Raw genomic sequence first — 14,124 nt, forward strand, 5'->3', positions numbered from 1 at the left:
CGGAGGCTGGCCATATGACGACAAACGCGAAAAAAACAAGAGTGGTTATTATCGGAGCGGGAGCGGTCGGATCGACAACCGCGTATACGCTGCTGTTAAGAAATCGGATGGACGAGCTCGTGCTGATCGACGCCAACCACGAGAAGGCTGTCGGAGACGCGCTGGATATGAACCATGGCATGCCGTTCCTCGGCGGCGCCAAAGTATGGGCGGGCACGTACGAGGACTGCCGCGAAGCGGATATTATCATCATCACGGCGGGGGCGGCCCAGCGCGACGGGGAGACGCGGGTCGATCTGCTTAAGCGCAACGTCGCGATCTTCGACAGCATCGTTTCGAGGGTGATGAAGGTCAATTCCCACGGCATTCTGCTGATCGCTTCGAACCCGGTTGACATTATGAGCTACTTTTCCTGGAAGAAGTCCGCTTGGCCGGTCCACCGGGTCATCGGCTCGGGCACGCTGCTCGACAGCGCCCGGTTCCGCTACTTGATCGGCGACAAGCTGAGCATCGATCCGCGCAGCGTTCATGGGCATATTATCGGCGAGCACGGAGATTCCGAGCTTCCGCTGTGGAGCCTCGCGAACGTGGCCGGAGCGGAAGTGAAGCTGACCGCCGAAGAGCGGGACGAAATCTTTCTGAACACGCGCGACGCGGCTTACCAGATCATCAGCGCCAAGGGAGCGACTTATTACGCGATCGCACTGGCCCTCGATCGGATCGTCACCGCGATTCTGCGCGACGAAGGCGCCGTGCTCAACGTCTCGACGCTGCTGCAGGATTACCACGGGGTATCCAACGTGTTCCTCGGCGTGCCGTGCGTCGTGGATCGGACCGGCGTCCGCGAGGTCATGGACATCCCGATCACGGAACAGGAGAAGGAACTGCTGCACCGTTCGGCCGACAAGCTGAAAGGATTGATCTCGTCGATCTCTTCGATCTAAGTCTGTTCTTCCCGCGGTTTCCGTTGTACAATGGGAATTGTTTGGCGCCAGGGTTGTACATTTTGGAAACCGACGGGGAGAGACTGCGACGATGAAATTGCAAAAGGGTCAGAAGCTGTTATTCATCGGGGATTCGATTACGGATTGCGACCGGGCCAGGCCTGCCGGCGAAGGGCTGTTCGGAGCGCTGGGGAAAGGGTACGTCTCTCTGGTCGACGCCTTCCTGCAGGCGGTATATCCGGAGCTTGGCATACGCGTCGTCAACAAGGGGCTTGGCGGCAACACCGTTGTCGATTTGGAAAATAGATGGCAGGAAGACGTGCTCGACCAGAACCCGGACTGGCTGTCGATCATGATCGGCACGAACGACGTGTGGCGGCAGTACGACACTCCGTTTATTCCGGAAGGGCACGTCTATCCGGACCGTTACGAGTCTACGCTCCGCGCGCTGGTCGTGCGGACGAAGCCGCATGTGGGCCAGCTTGTGCTGATGACGCCGTTTTATTTGGAGAGCAACAAGCAGGACGCGATGCGCGCGACGATGGACCAATACGGCGCGATCGTGAAGCGGGTGGCGGAGGAGAGCGGCGCGTTGTTCGTCGACACGCAGGCCGCTTTCGACGCCGTGCTGAAGGAGCTGTATTCGGCGACGCTGGCCTGGGATCGCGTGCATCCGACACAGGCGGGACACGCCGTGCTGGCGAGAGCTTTCCTGAAGGCCGTAGATTTCGATTGGAATAAGAAGTAATCCGCAGGAGACAAGGGGGCGTTCCCCAGGCCGGCTAACCCGCCGGCCTGGGGGATAGCCCCCCTTGCTTGCGGAATTCGAGCCGGAGATGGCGCGGACGGGATTCGTTCGCCGTTTTTCGCTTGCGTTCCGTCCAGGAGAGGGGCTTCTCAAAGCGGGTTCAGTCTGAACCGCTCGAGATGATGGTGAAGGTTTTCCTTGAGCAAAATTTCCTGCTGCTTCCTTCCCAACAGGTCGAAATGAGGGAAGGAAGAGCGGGCGTGGATATATTTCGGGTTCAGGTCGTTGGCCTTGCACCAGGCGGCAAGCTTGTCGTAATCGGCGTTGCCGACTTTCGTTACGGTGCGGAATTGCGGGAACCTTGGATCGTACCAGTAATGCGTAAGAAAGGCGGTTTCTCCCCGGGAGACGGCGGCCTTCCACGCGTTCAATTCCGCCCTGTCGATACCGAAAGCCACTTCACTTCATCCCCTGTCCGTGTTAGTCTTGTCTAATCATACCAGTATAACATGTCGAAGTGCATTCGGCGGTTTGCGAGACGGAGAGGCTGATCGGCCATATGGACATTTTTTTGCACATTTTATGGAACAACGTACTTCCTTTGTCGCTCGTCATCGGTTTGGGAATTTTGCTGCATCGCATTTTCAAGCTCGATATCAAGACGCTGTCGAAATTGAACTTTTATTTGTTTTCCCCGGCGATCATGTTCGAGCTGCTGTACGGAACGGCGATTTCGGTACAGATGTTCGGACAGGTGCTGCTGTTTTTCTTGCTGTTCATGCTGCTGCAATACGCGGTGCTGGAAGTCGTCGTGAGGCTGCGCGGGTACAAGGGCGGCATGCGCGCGGCGATGAGGAACAGCGTATTGTTTTACAACAGCGCCAACTACGGTATCCCCATCAATCAGCTGGCATTCGCCGGCAATACGTACACGCTGTCGGTTCAGATCATCATCATGATGATGCAGTCGCTCATTCCGAATACGTACGGCATCTACAGCGTCAATGCGCATAAAGCCGATTGGCGCGCCATCCTCAGGGTCATTTTGTCGATGCCGGTCATTTACGTCATCCCGGTGGCTTTGCTGCTGAGAAGCTTCCAGGTTCCGCTTCCGGGTTTCGTGGATATCGCCGTCGGGTACCTGTCGGACGCCTTCATCGGCATGGCGCTGTTCACCTTGGGCGTGCAGCTCGGCAACATGAAGGGGTTTCTCACCCGCAAGCTGGCCGCGGACGTCGGCATCGCCACCGGGCTTCGTCTGATCGCCGGGCCTCTGCTCGCGTGGGGAGTCGTGCTGATGATGGGCGTCGACGAGATGATGGGCGCCGCGCTGATCGTCTCGTCGGCCGTCCCGACCTCGCTGTCGAGCGTGCTGCTCGCCGTCGAGTTCGACAACGAGAAGGACTTCGCTTCGCAGAGCGTCCTTGTGTCGACGGCGCTCAGCATCGCGACCGTGACGGCGGTTATTTATTTGCTGCGGGTGTAGCCGGATGAAGTCGCTCCATCCTCTATCCGGATGCCGATCGCAGCGATCGGCGAACCGAACGTTTCCGGAGCGGCGCACTGCCGCTCTTTTTGTCGTTGTAGACGCACAGTTAAATCAATTCGATTTTTCAAGCCTGGGAGTGAAGTTCATTCACAGTCAACATGTTACAATGGACCAAGAAAGTCAATCTACTCGGAATGAGGCGAGTTCCTGTTGAATACAGTGAGAATCGGGATTGTCGGCTTGGGAAACATGGGAAAAGGCCATGCGCAGTATTTGATTGAAGGTCAAGTAAAAGGGGCGGTCTTGACCGCTGTCAGCGATGTGCGGCCGGAATGTCTGGCTCAGGCGAAGGAAAATTGGGGAGCGCACCTTCATACGTATGAGAGCGCTTCAGAGATGTTCCGCTCGGGCGAGATCGACGGCGTGCTGCTGTGCACGCCGCATTACGAGCATCCCAAGCAGGCGATCGAAGCGCTGCAGGCGGGACTGCACGTCCTGGTGGAGAAGCCGGCCGGCGTCTACACGAAGCAGGTTCGGGAGATGAACGAAGTGGCGGCGACGAGCGGACGGGTGTTCGGCATCATGTACAACCAGCGTACGAACCCGCTGTACGCCAAGCTGAAGGAATTGATTTCTTCGGGCGAGCTGGGCGAGGTTCGCCGGACGAACTGGATTATTACGAACTGGTACCGTTCGCAGGCTTATTACAATTCCGGCGGCTGGAGAGCGACCTGGGCCGGCGAAGGCGGCGGCGTACTGATCAACCAGGACCCGCACCAGCTCGACCTGTGGCAGTGGACGACCGGGCTGATGCCGAAGCGGGTGCGCGCGTTCTGCGGCTTTGGCAAGCATCGGAACATTGAGGTGGAGAACGACGTTACGGCTTACGTGGAATACGAGAACGGCGCGACGGGCGTCTTCGTCACTTCGACGTACGAAGCGCCGGGCACGAACCGTTACGAAATTTCCGGAGACCGCGGCAAAATCGTCATCGAGAACGACCGCATGACGTTCTGGCGGCTCAGACAGCTCGAATCGGAGTTCAACCGCGTCAATACGGAATCGTTCGCGCAGCCGGAATGCTGGAAGTTCGAGGTTCCGATCGTGCCCGGAGGCGCGCAGCACAAGGAGATTACGCAGGATTGGACCAACGCGATTTTGCACGGCACGCCGCTGCTTGCGCCGGGCGAGGAAGGCATTAAAGGGCTGACGATCTCCAACGCGATGCAGCTGTCGACCTGGATCGACGGCTGGGTGGATCTGCCGATCGACGAGGACCTATACTACGAGAAGCTGCAGGAGCAGATCGCGCGTTCGGCGGTCTCCGCCGGATAAGGAGGAGCAGAGAGCATGTCCCATACCAACGGAATGAATTACGCGCCGCAGGGCAAACCGAGCCCGGTCGTGGCGGGCGGCGAGTTCGTCTTCGCGGCGACGGCACTCGACCACGGGCATATTTACGGCATGTGCAACGGCTTGATCGAGGCCGGGGCGACACTGAAATGGGTATACGATCCCGATCCGGACAAAATCCGCCAGTTCGTGAAGACGTATCCGCAGGCCAAGGTCGCCGAATCCGAGCAGCAGATTTTGCAGGACCCGGAGGTGTCGCTCGTCGCGGCCGCGGCCGTGCCCAGCGAGAGAGGACCGCTCGGCGTGAAGGTCATGGAGCACGGCAAGGATTATTTTACCGACAAAACGCCGTTCACCTCGCTGGATCAATTGGCCCGGGCCAGACAGGCGGCCGCGGAAACGGGACGCAAATACGCGGTGTATTACAGCGAGCGGCTGCACGTGGAGAGCGCGGTATTCGCGGGACAGCTGGTGCAGGACGGGGCCATCGGACGCGTCGTTCAGGTGCTCGGGCTCGGACCGCACCGGCTGAACGCGGCCCAGCGGCCGGCGTGGTTTTTCGAGAAAGCGAAATACGGCGGCATTCTGTGCGATATCGGCAGCCATCAGATCGAGCAGTTTCTGCATTTTGCCGGGTGCGCGAACGCCGAGGTGCTGCACAGCAAGGTGGCGAACTACAACTGCAAGGCGTATCCCGAGCTGGAGGATTACGGCGATGCGACACTGGTCGGGGATAACGGGGCGACGAACTATTTCCGCGTGGACTGGCTGACGCCGGACGGCTTGTCGACCTGGGGAGACGGACGCACGGTCATCCTCGGCACGAACGGGTACATCGAGCTGCGCAAATACGTCGACATTGCCCGCGACGGCCAAGGAGATCATTTGTATCTGGTGAACGGCGAAGGAGAGCGGCATTTGGAGCTGGCGGGCAAGGTCGGTTATCCGTTCTTCGGCGAACTGATTTTGGACTGCCTGAACCGTACGGAAAAGGCGATGACGCAGGCGCACGCCTTCAAGGCGGCGGAGCTGTGTCTGCAAGCCCAGGAGAAAGCCGTCAAAGTCGAATAAGCGGCGCCTCGCGCCTAACTTAAGGAGGACGAACGAATGATGAAGCTGTCTGTGTTCACGGTCGCCACGCCGGAGCTGGGACCGGAGGAGCTGGCCGCGGCCGCGAAGGAAGCGGGGCTGCACGGCGTGGAATGGCGGTATACCGAAGTGTCCGAAGAGGCTCGCGCCCAGGCGCCTTCCTATTGGGGCAACAATCGCTGCACGATCGCGCCTTCCAAAGGGCTGGAGGAGGTCGAACGCTTTAAGCGGGCGGCGCTGGATAACGGTCTGGAGGTCGTCAGTATTACGCCGTACCTGCGGGCCGGGGATTTGGCGGCGACGGAGAAGGTATTGGAGGCGGCCCGCCATGCCGGCGCGGCGATGATCCGGCTCGGCGTTCCCGGCTACGACCGGAGCCGGCCGCTCGGAGAGCTGCTGGAAGAAGGACGGGCGTACTTGCGGGAGGCGCAGCAGTTCTGCCGCAAATACGGCATTAAGGGCGTCGTGGAAATCCATCACGGCACGATTGCCGCCTCGGCGTCCGGAGCGAGACGGCTGGTCGAGGGGCTGGACCCGCAATGGGTCGGCGTGCTGTTCGACCCGGGCAATATGATTCACGAGGGCGTCGAGAATTACCGGCTGGCCTTGGAGGCGCTCGGGCCGTACCTGGCGCACGTTCACGTCAAAAACGCGGGCTGGCGCAGCGTCGAAACGAACGAGGCGGGAGAAGCGGTCTGGAAATGCGAGTGGCTCGGCCTGAAGGAAGGGGCCGTGCCGTGGCGTCAAGTGCTGGCCGACCTGCTGGCGGTCGGTTACGACGGTTATTTGGGCGTCGAGGACTTCAGCGGGCAGTTCGCCGAATCTCCCGCCATGCTCCGTCATTTTTCCGAGTATATCGGAGGTTTGCTGGCGGAGCTGAGCACGAATGCTTGAGTTCGCTTACCGCTCGACGGGGGCGTTCGAACCGGTATTCCATTCCCACCCCTTTTACGAGGTTTATTATTTTCACGAAGGCAAATGCAACTATTTGATCGGGGACCGGATCTACAATCTGGCCCCCGGCGACTTGATTCTGATGTACGGAATGACGCTGCATTGTCCGAAGATCGACCCGTCCGTTCCGTATATTCGCTCGATCATTCATTTCGAGCCGGCGATTCTCCGCTTCTATACGGATCTGCCGCAAGCGGCTCCGATCCTGCAGCCGTTCGAGCAGTTCAAGAACCATCGGCTCTGCTTGCGGGGAGAAGACAAGGAAGAGGCGGAGCGGATTTTGCTGCGGATGCACGGGCATCAGGCCCGGGGAGATCAGGTGGGCGCCGGACGCTTGCTGCTGGCGTTCGCCGATCTGCTGCATTTCGTCTACGACCGCTGCCTGTCGTCGCTGAGCGAGAAGAGAGAGTTCCCTTCCGACAAGGAAAGGGCGGTTCAGGACATTATCGAGCTGCTGGAGCGCAAATATACGGACGACGAGCTGGATATGGACAGTCTGCAGCGGGAGCTTCATCTCAGCAAATCTTATTTGGCGAAAATATTCAAGGAAGTGACCGGAGCGACGATCTTCGAGTACGTGTACCGCAAAAGAGTCAACGAGGCGAAAATATTGTTCCTGCTGCAGCCGGATCTGGCCGTGACGGAAGTAAGCTTCCGTCTCGGCTTTAAGCATCTTGCGCATTTCAGCAGACTGTTTAAGCAGCAGGTCGGGATGACGCCGGAGCGGTACAAGAGACAGCTCAGAATCGATCGGTCCGGGCTTCCGGAGACGGGGGCATGGCATGAATTTGTTTGATTTGCGCGGCCAAACGGCGGTCGTCATCGGCGGCTCTTCGACGCTCGGCGGCGTCATGGCCGAAGCGCTGGCGGCGTACGGAGCGAAGGTCGCGTTGACGGGACGCAAGGCGGACAACGCGGAGCCGATTCGCGCGCGCATCGCGGAGGCCGGCGGCGAAGCGCGCTGCTACGGAGTCGAGGCGACGTCCCGCGGCGATCTGGAGCGGCTGCTCGCGGATGTGGAGGCGTGGACCGGAGGGGCGGACATTCTGTTGAACTGTCCCGGCGTGAACAGCGCGACGCCGTTCTTCGACATTACGGAAGAGGAATGGGACCGCATCATCGACGTCAACGCCAAGAGCGTGCTGCTCGCCTGCCAGGTGTTCGGCAAGCATATGGTCGATCGGGGGCGGGGAGGCAGCATCATCAATCTGTCCTCGGCTTCGTCCTCCACGCCGCTGTCGCGGGTGTTCGCGTATTCGGCTTCCAAAGCCGCCGTCAACAATATGACGCAGTTTCTCGCGCGCGAATTCGCGCCCGCACGCGTACGGGTGAACGCGATCGTGCCGGGCTTTTTCCCCGCGGTGCAGAACCGGGCGATCCTGTCGGAGGAGCGAATCGCCTCGATTATGGCGCACACGCCGATGAAGCGGTTCGGCGAGCCGGCCGAGCTGCAGGGAGCGGTCGTCTATTTGGCGTCGGAGCGGGCTTCGGGGTTCGTGACCGGCTCACTGCTGCGCGTCGACGGCGGCTTCGGGGCAATGACGATATAGACGAGGGGGAAATCCGACGATGCAAATGACGTTTCGCTGGTACGGAGACGACGATCCGGTGAAGCTGTGGCAAATCCGGCAAATTCCGGGGATGGCCGGAATCGTAAGCGCCGTCTACGACATTCCGGTAGGCGAGGAATGGCCGCTGGACCGCATACTGGAGCTGAAGGGGAAGATCGAAGCGGCCGGGCTGCGGCTTAGCGTGATCGAAAGCGTGCCCGTGCACGAGCATATCAAGCTCGGGCTGCCCGACCGCGACCGGTTGATCGCCAACTACGGGCGCACCTTGCGCAATCTGGGACAGGCCGGCGTGCCGGTCGTCTGCTACAACTTCATGCCGGTGTTCGACTGGACGCGCTCGCAGCTCGATTACGAGCTGGAGGACGGCTCGACCGCGCTTATCTACGAGGAAGAGGTCGTGCGGCGGATGAACCCGCTGACCGGAGAATTGCAGCTTCCGGGCTGGGACAGCAGCTACCGCAAGGAAGACTTGCAGCGGCTGTTCGAGCAGTACGCTTCGGTGGACGAGAACAAGCTGTGGGAGAACCTGGCTTATTTCATTAAAGCGATCATGCCCATCGCCGAGGAAGCGGGCGTGCGAATGGCGATCCATCCGGACGATCCGCCGTGGCCGATCTTCGGCCTGCCGCGGATCATTACGGACGAGGCGGCGCTGGACAGATTTTTGCGCCTGTACGACAGCCCCGTGAACGGACTGTGCCTGTGCAGCGGCTCGCTCGGGGCGAATCCGGCCAACGATTTCCCGGGGATGGTCCGGCGCTTCGGCCAGGAGCGCAGAGTGAACTTCGTGCATGCCCGCAATGTCAAGATTACGGGCGAGCGTTCGTTCCAGGAGTCGGCGCATCTGTCCTCCGCCGGTTCGCTGGACATGGCGGAAATCATTCGCGCCCTGCGCGACATCGATTACGCCGGGCCGATTCGTCCCGACCACGGCAGAATGATCTGGGGCGAGACGGGGAAGCCGGGCTACGGCTTGTACGACCGTGCGCTCGGCGCCGTGTACCTGAACGGAATGTGGGAAGCGGTCGGTAAAGAGAGGGCGGCGGCCAATCGGTAAGAAAGGACGGTTTCTTCGCGGCGGCGATGGTGGTACAATGGGAGACGACAGCCAGACCACAACGACCGACAAAGGAGTTATCCGCATGCCTTCTGAACTGTTAGGGCAATTGTCACGGGAGAAAATCGTCGCGATCGCTCGCGGCTTTACGCTGGAGGAGACGTTATCGGCGGCGCAGGCGCTTGCCGACGGAGGCGTCGTGTTCCTGGAGGCGACCTTGAATACCGACGGCGCGCTGAACATCATTTCCAAGCTGCGCGAGCGGTTCGGGGACCGGATGCGCATCGGCGCGGGAACGGTGCTCGATATCGGCCAGGCGAAGGAAGCGATCGCAGCCGGGGCGCAGTATTTGATCTCCCCCAGCGTGGACGAGGAAGTGATCTATCACGCGGTCGAGCAGGGGCTGGACGTCTGGCCCGGCGCGATGACGCCGACGGAAATCGTGAACGCGTACAAGGCCGGCGCGTCCGCGATCAAGCTGTTCCCGATGGGCACGCTCGGCATCGGCTACTTGAAGGAGATTCGCGCTCCGCTCAACCATATTCCGTTTATCGCGACGGGCGGCGTGAACCTGCAAAATATCGCCGAAGTGCTGGACGCCGGAGCGATCGCCGTCGGAATGGGCGGCAAGCTGCTCGACCCGGCTCTCGTGAAGGCCGGCAAATTCGACGAGCTGCGGGACATGGCCCGCGCATACGTCAATCGGGCCCACGGAGCCAGCTTGGCATAACGAAACAGGGATGCATCGCCTGCGGGCGGGCGCATCCCTGTTTTTTTTATGATGCGTTAGCCGGCCGGGCCGAACCGCCGAATGCTCAGAACGCCCAGCTGCCGTCGCGGAAGATCGGCTCGGAGCTTCCGTCTTCGGCAATGCCGTCGATCTGCAGATCGACTCTGCCGATCATGAAGTCGACGTGCGTAAGGCTGTGGTTGATGCCCGCCTCCGCCAACTGCTCCTTGGTCATCGCCGGGCCGCCTTCGACGGCGAACGGAAAGCCGAACCCGATCGCCAAGTGGCAGGCGGCGTTCTCGTCGAACAGCGTGTTGTAGAAAATAAGATTCGTATCCGAGATCGGGGACCGGTGCGGCACGAGGGCAAGCTCGCCCAAATAATGCGAGCCGTCGTCCGTCTCGACGAGCCGCTTCAATGTCTCGTACTCCTTCTCGGCCGTAAACTCGACGATCCGCCCGTCCTTGAAGGTGAACGAGAAGTTTTCGATCAGCTTGCCGCCGTAGCTGAGCGGCTTGCTGCTGGAGACGGTTCCGTTGACGCGTTCCCGGTGCGGCGATCCGAACACTTCCTCTGTCGGCATGTTGGGGATAAACGCGGCTCCGCGAGCGTTCGTCTTGCCCGCATACGACCAGATATGCCCTTCGGGGAGCCCGACGGTCAAATCTGTGCCCGGCGCCCGATAGCGCAGCTCCTTGTACTTTCTTTCGTTTAATCGCTTCGCCTTCGCCCCGAGCGTCTCCGCATGGGCTTTCCACTGTCCGACCGGGTCGTCCGTCTTCGCGCGGGTGGCCGAGAAAATCGCGTCCCATAAGGCCGCTGCCCGTTCGTCCTCCGGCAGCTCCGGGAACACCTTGTCCGCCCAGGCTTGCGTCGGGTAAGCGACGATCGACCAGGCGCAAACGTTGTTCAGCGTATAAGGCCGGAAAGGCTGCGCGGCTTGCTGCTGCGCCTTCGTCGCAAGCGCGATCCGGGCCGGATCGATGCCTTGAAGAGCTTGCGGATTTTCCGACACGATCGTCAGGAACGCGGCCCCGTCCTCGGCCAGCTCGATTCGTCCGGCGACGGTCCAGCCCGGAGCGAAGCTCAGCGACTCCTCCGCGGCGTGCTCCAGACGGGCGCGCGTGACGAGATCGTCGTTCCAATCGACATGCACGTACTTGGCGCCGAGCTTGTACGCATGCTTGGCGATTTCGCGCACGAATTCCACCGCCGCGACCGGCGCGGCGATCCACAGCGGCTGTCCGGGCTGTACGTTAACGCCCACCTCTACCGCCAATGCGGCGTATTGTTCCAAATGCTTATGAAAATGGTCCATCGAAATTCCTCCTTATAGGTACGGAGCGCCGCAGTCATCCTCTGGCTCAAGTCGTGGGCTCCGCTTCATCTCCGCAAAACTTCTCCGGCGTCCAAGGACGACGAAGACATTTTTGCTTGTCTGACTAACATACCGGATCGTTTCCCCGATCGTCAAATCGCTTTTCCGGATTGACTCGCAGGGCAAGATCTCCGATAGTTAAAATAACCGGAATACGGACAGATGAATGCGGGGAGGACGCCATGAACATCGGGAGCTTATTCGCTTCGGCCTTGCTGGAGGAGCACTATTCGCCGAGAATTTACGCTTATTACTTCAAGCATTGGAACGATTACGACATGGCGTTCCATCGCCACGACTCGACGGAAATCATGTACGTGATCCACGGAAGCTGCGTTGTCGAGTGGCAGGAGGAACGGCCCGGGCCGGCTTCCGCCCGGCTGGGCAAAGGGGAGTTTATCCTGCTCGACGCCGAGGTGCCCCACCGGCTTGTCGTCGATGGAAGCTGCCGCATGCTGAACGTGGAGTTCGGATTCGTGCCGCACAAGGGCGAGCTGCCCTCCGTCAAGACGTTCGCGGAGAAGGAAGCCTCTTTGCGCGAACTGTTGGCCGTTCGGAGAGCGTCGCTAACGCTCCAGGACCCGGACGAGGTATACCATTCGCTCAGAAGTCTCGTGCTTGAGCTGGACTACCAGGGAGGCGACGGGAAAATGCTCGACCGGATGCTGCTGATGCAGCTTCTGATCCGCATCGGCCGGCTGCGGAGCGAGAGCGAGCGCAGTCTCGCGCCGCAAGCGGGGCAGTACGTGAAGGCGAGCATTGCGTATCTGGTCCAGAATTACGACCGTCCGCTGACGATCAGGGAGGTGGCCGCTTCCGTCAGCCTGCATCCGGGTTATCTTCAGCGGTTGTTCAAATCGCAGACGGGCCGGACGATGATCGAATATTTGACGGATATCCGGATGGAGAAGGCGAAGATGCTGCTGGAGCGGACGGCGATTCCGATCGCGGACGTCTCGGACTACGTGGGCGCGGGCAGCAGGGCTTATTTTCACGCGCTGTTCAAAAAATATACGTCGATGACTCCCGTGGAATATCGCGCTGCCATGGACAAGCAGCGGTTGTCCGAAGGTCTTCCCGCAGCAATGGAAAGTGATGATTCCTGACAACCCTGCGATAGAGAAGTGACGATCCTGATAACGCTTCCTGAAGGAAGGCTGTTACGATGGGGAAGGATACGGGATTTTCCATATAACGGCTGAGGAGGCGCAGAGCATGGCTTTTAAAATTGCGTTCGTCGGAGCGGGCAGCATCGGATTCACCCGGGGGTTGCTGCGGGATTTATTGAGCGTACCGGAATTTAACAATATCGAGGTTGCTTTTACGGATATCAACCCGGACAACCTGGACAGAGTCGCGCGGCTGTGCCAGAGAGACATCGAGGAGAACGGCCTGCCCATTCGCATCCGGGCGACGACCGATCGCCGCGAGGCGCTGGCGGGGGCGAAATACGTCATCTGCACGATTCGCGTGGGAGGATTGGAAGCGTTCGCCACCGACGTGGAAATTCCGCTGACCTACGGAGTCGACCAATGCGTCGGCGACACGCTGTCGGCGGGCGGCATCATGTACGGGCAGCGCGGAATCGCCGAGATGCTGAACATCTGCCGGGACATTCGGGAGGTTGCGGCGCAGGACGTGCTGCTGCTCAATTATGCCAATCCGATGGCGATGCTCACCTGGGCGTGCAACCAATACGGCGGCGTGCGCACGATCGGACTGTGCCACGGCGTGCAAGGCGGACACCGGCAGATTGCCGAGGCGTTCGGCTTGCGGAAGGAAAAGGTCGATATCGTCTGCGCGGGCATCAACCACCAGACATGGTACGTTCAGATTCGCCATAACGGCGAGGATCTGACCGGCAGGCTGCTGGAGGCGTTCGAGAAGCATCCGGATTTCAGCCGCACGGAGAAGGTGCGCATCGACATGCTCCGCCGCTTCGGCTACTACAGCACGGAATCGAATGGCCATCTGAGCGAGTATGTGCCGTGGTACCGCAAACGCCCGGAGGAGATCGGACAATGGATCGATCTCGGAAGCTGGATCAACGGGGAGACTGGCGGGTATTTGCGGGTATGTACGGAGGGCCGCAACTGGTTCGAGACCGAATTCCCGAACTGGATGAAGGAGCCGGCGCTGAAGTACGCCGCGGAAGAACGCGGCGAAGAGCATGGGTCCTATATTATCGAAAGCTTGGAGACGGGAAGGATTTATCGCGGGCATTTCAACGTCCGGAATAACGGCGTGATCGAAAATTTGCCGGAGGACGCGATTATCGAGGCTCCCGGATACGTGGACCGAAACGGCGTTGCCATGCCGGTTGTCGGCAAGCTGCCGCTCGGTCCCGCGGCCGTGTGCAATGTCAGCATTTCCGTTCAAAGATTGGCCGTCGAAGCGGCGGTAAGCGGGGACGACAAGCTGCTGCGCCAGGCGTTCATGATGGACCCGCTCGTCGGCGCGGTCTGCAATCCGAACGAAATCTGGCAGATGGTCGACGAGATGGTGGTCGCGCAGGAGAAATGGCTGCCCCAATACGCGGAGGCAATCACCGAAGCGAAGGCGAGGCTTGCCGGAGGCAAAAGCGTACCGACGAGGGACGGATATTCCGGCGCCGCGCGCCTGCGCGTCAAGAGCGTCGAGGAGATGAAGCTGGACCGCGAAGCCGCGAACCGCAACGCCGGAGAGTCGGACAAAGGAAAAGAGCGGGCGAAAATATCCAAATAGAGTGCGGCTCTCCCAGCGGTCGATAGTCGGGACCAGGCCCCGGCTATCGATTCAGCGGCCGACGCATCTTTAGCGGGATTTCGCAAG

Annotated in this window: 14 protein-coding genes; 12 read left to right on the forward strand and 2 right to left on the reverse strand. The window is 60.3% G+C overall.

Annotated features, from left to right (window positions below; genetic code table 11):
• Positions 1–14 precede the first annotated feature (14 nt).
• Together ACFFT4_RS22660 and ACFFT4_RS22665 are read left to right on the forward strand one after the other, a co-directional pair.
• On the forward strand, positions 15–944 hold the full coding sequence (locus ACFFT4_RS22660) for an L-lactate dehydrogenase (protein WP_378051135.1): 930 nt from the start codon (positions 15–17) through the stop codon (positions 942–944).
• A gap of 91 nt (positions 945–1,035) precedes the next feature.
• Positions 1,036–1,692, forward strand: coding sequence for an SGNH/GDSL hydrolase family protein (locus ACFFT4_RS22665; protein ID WP_378051136.1), 657 nt, complete (start codon positions 1,036–1,038; stop codon positions 1,690–1,692).
• A 149-nt stretch (positions 1,693–1,841) separates the two neighbouring features.
• Here ACFFT4_RS22665 and ACFFT4_RS22670 read toward each other — a convergent pair whose 3' ends face one another.
• Entirely contained in the window at positions 1,842–2,150 is a 309-nt protein-coding gene (locus ACFFT4_RS22670) for a hypothetical protein (protein WP_378051137.1), read from the reverse strand.
• 101 nt (positions 2,151–2,251) lie between these two features.
• Here ACFFT4_RS22670 and ACFFT4_RS22675 point away from each other — a divergent pair, with 101 nt between their 5' ends.
• The 8 genes from ACFFT4_RS22675 to ACFFT4_RS22710 all read left to right on the forward strand — a co-directional run bounded on the left by ACFFT4_RS22675 (position 2,252) and on the right by ACFFT4_RS22710 (position 9,935).
• Complete coding sequence (locus ACFFT4_RS22675) at positions 2,252–3,178, forward strand: AEC family transporter (protein ID WP_378051138.1); 927 nt, start codon at positions 2,252–2,254, stop codon at positions 3,176–3,178.
• Between the two features lie 213 nt (positions 3,179–3,391).
• Positions 3,392–4,516 carry a Gfo/Idh/MocA family protein gene (locus ACFFT4_RS22680; protein WP_378051139.1) on the forward strand — a complete coding sequence of 375 codons (1,125 nt, stop codon included), beginning with the start codon at positions 3,392–3,394 and terminating at the stop codon, positions 4,514–4,516.
• Positions 4,517–4,531: 15 nt separating this feature from the next.
• A complete protein-coding gene (locus ACFFT4_RS22685) occupies positions 4,532–5,605 on the forward strand; it encodes a Gfo/Idh/MocA family protein (RefSeq protein ID WP_378051140.1) in 1,074 nt (357 codons plus the stop codon).
• Positions 5,606–5,644: 39 nt separating this feature from the next.
• A complete protein-coding gene (locus ACFFT4_RS22690; protein ID WP_378051267.1) occupies positions 5,645–6,517 on the forward strand; it encodes a sugar phosphate isomerase/epimerase family protein in 873 nt (290 codons plus the stop codon).
• Entirely contained in the window at positions 6,510–7,373 is an 864-nt protein-coding gene (locus ACFFT4_RS22695) for a helix-turn-helix transcriptional regulator (protein ID WP_378051141.1), read from the forward strand. The genes ACFFT4_RS22690 and ACFFT4_RS22695 overlap by 8 nt, the downstream gene beginning before the upstream one ends.
• Entirely contained in the window at positions 7,360–8,127 is a 768-nt protein-coding gene (locus ACFFT4_RS22700; protein WP_378051142.1) for an SDR family oxidoreductase, read from the forward strand. Before ACFFT4_RS22695 ends, ACFFT4_RS22700 begins: the two co-directional genes overlap by 14 nt.
• A 19-nt stretch (positions 8,128–8,146) precedes the next feature.
• Positions 8,147–9,205 carry a mannonate dehydratase gene (gene uxuA, locus ACFFT4_RS22705; protein WP_378051143.1) on the forward strand — a complete coding sequence of 353 codons (1,059 nt, stop codon included), beginning with the start codon at positions 8,147–8,149 and terminating at the stop codon, positions 9,203–9,205.
• 85 nt (positions 9,206–9,290) lie between these two features.
• Entirely contained in the window at positions 9,291–9,935 is a 645-nt protein-coding gene (locus ACFFT4_RS22710) for a bifunctional 4-hydroxy-2-oxoglutarate aldolase/2-dehydro-3-deoxy-phosphogluconate aldolase (RefSeq protein ID WP_378051144.1), read from the forward strand.
• An 85-nt stretch (positions 9,936–10,020) separates the two neighbouring features.
• On the opposite strand, the gene ACFFT4_RS22715 is transcribed toward ACFFT4_RS22710, so the two are convergent.
• A complete protein-coding gene (locus ACFFT4_RS22715) occupies positions 10,021–11,253 on the reverse strand; it encodes an aminopeptidase (protein WP_378051145.1) in 1,233 nt (410 codons plus the stop codon).
• 242 nt (positions 11,254–11,495) lie between these two features.
• Here ACFFT4_RS22715 and ACFFT4_RS22720 point away from each other — a divergent pair, with 242 nt between their 5' ends.
• Both ACFFT4_RS22720 and ACFFT4_RS22725 read left to right on the forward strand, forming a co-directional pair.
• Entirely contained in the window at positions 11,496–12,419 is a 924-nt protein-coding gene (locus ACFFT4_RS22720) for an AraC family transcriptional regulator (protein ID WP_378051146.1), read from the forward strand.
• A gap of 109 nt (positions 12,420–12,528) precedes the next feature.
• Positions 12,529–14,037, forward strand: coding sequence for an alpha-glucosidase/alpha-galactosidase (locus tag ACFFT4_RS22725; RefSeq protein WP_378051147.1), 1,509 nt, complete (start codon positions 12,529–12,531; stop codon positions 14,035–14,037).
• The last annotated feature ends 87 nt before the right edge of the window (positions 14,038–14,124 follow it).

The organism is Cohnella cellulosilytica, assembly GCF_042431195.1.
In the GTDB taxonomy this organism is placed as follows: domain Bacteria; phylum Bacillota; class Bacilli; order Paenibacillales; family Paenibacillaceae; genus Cohnella; species Cohnella cellulosilytica.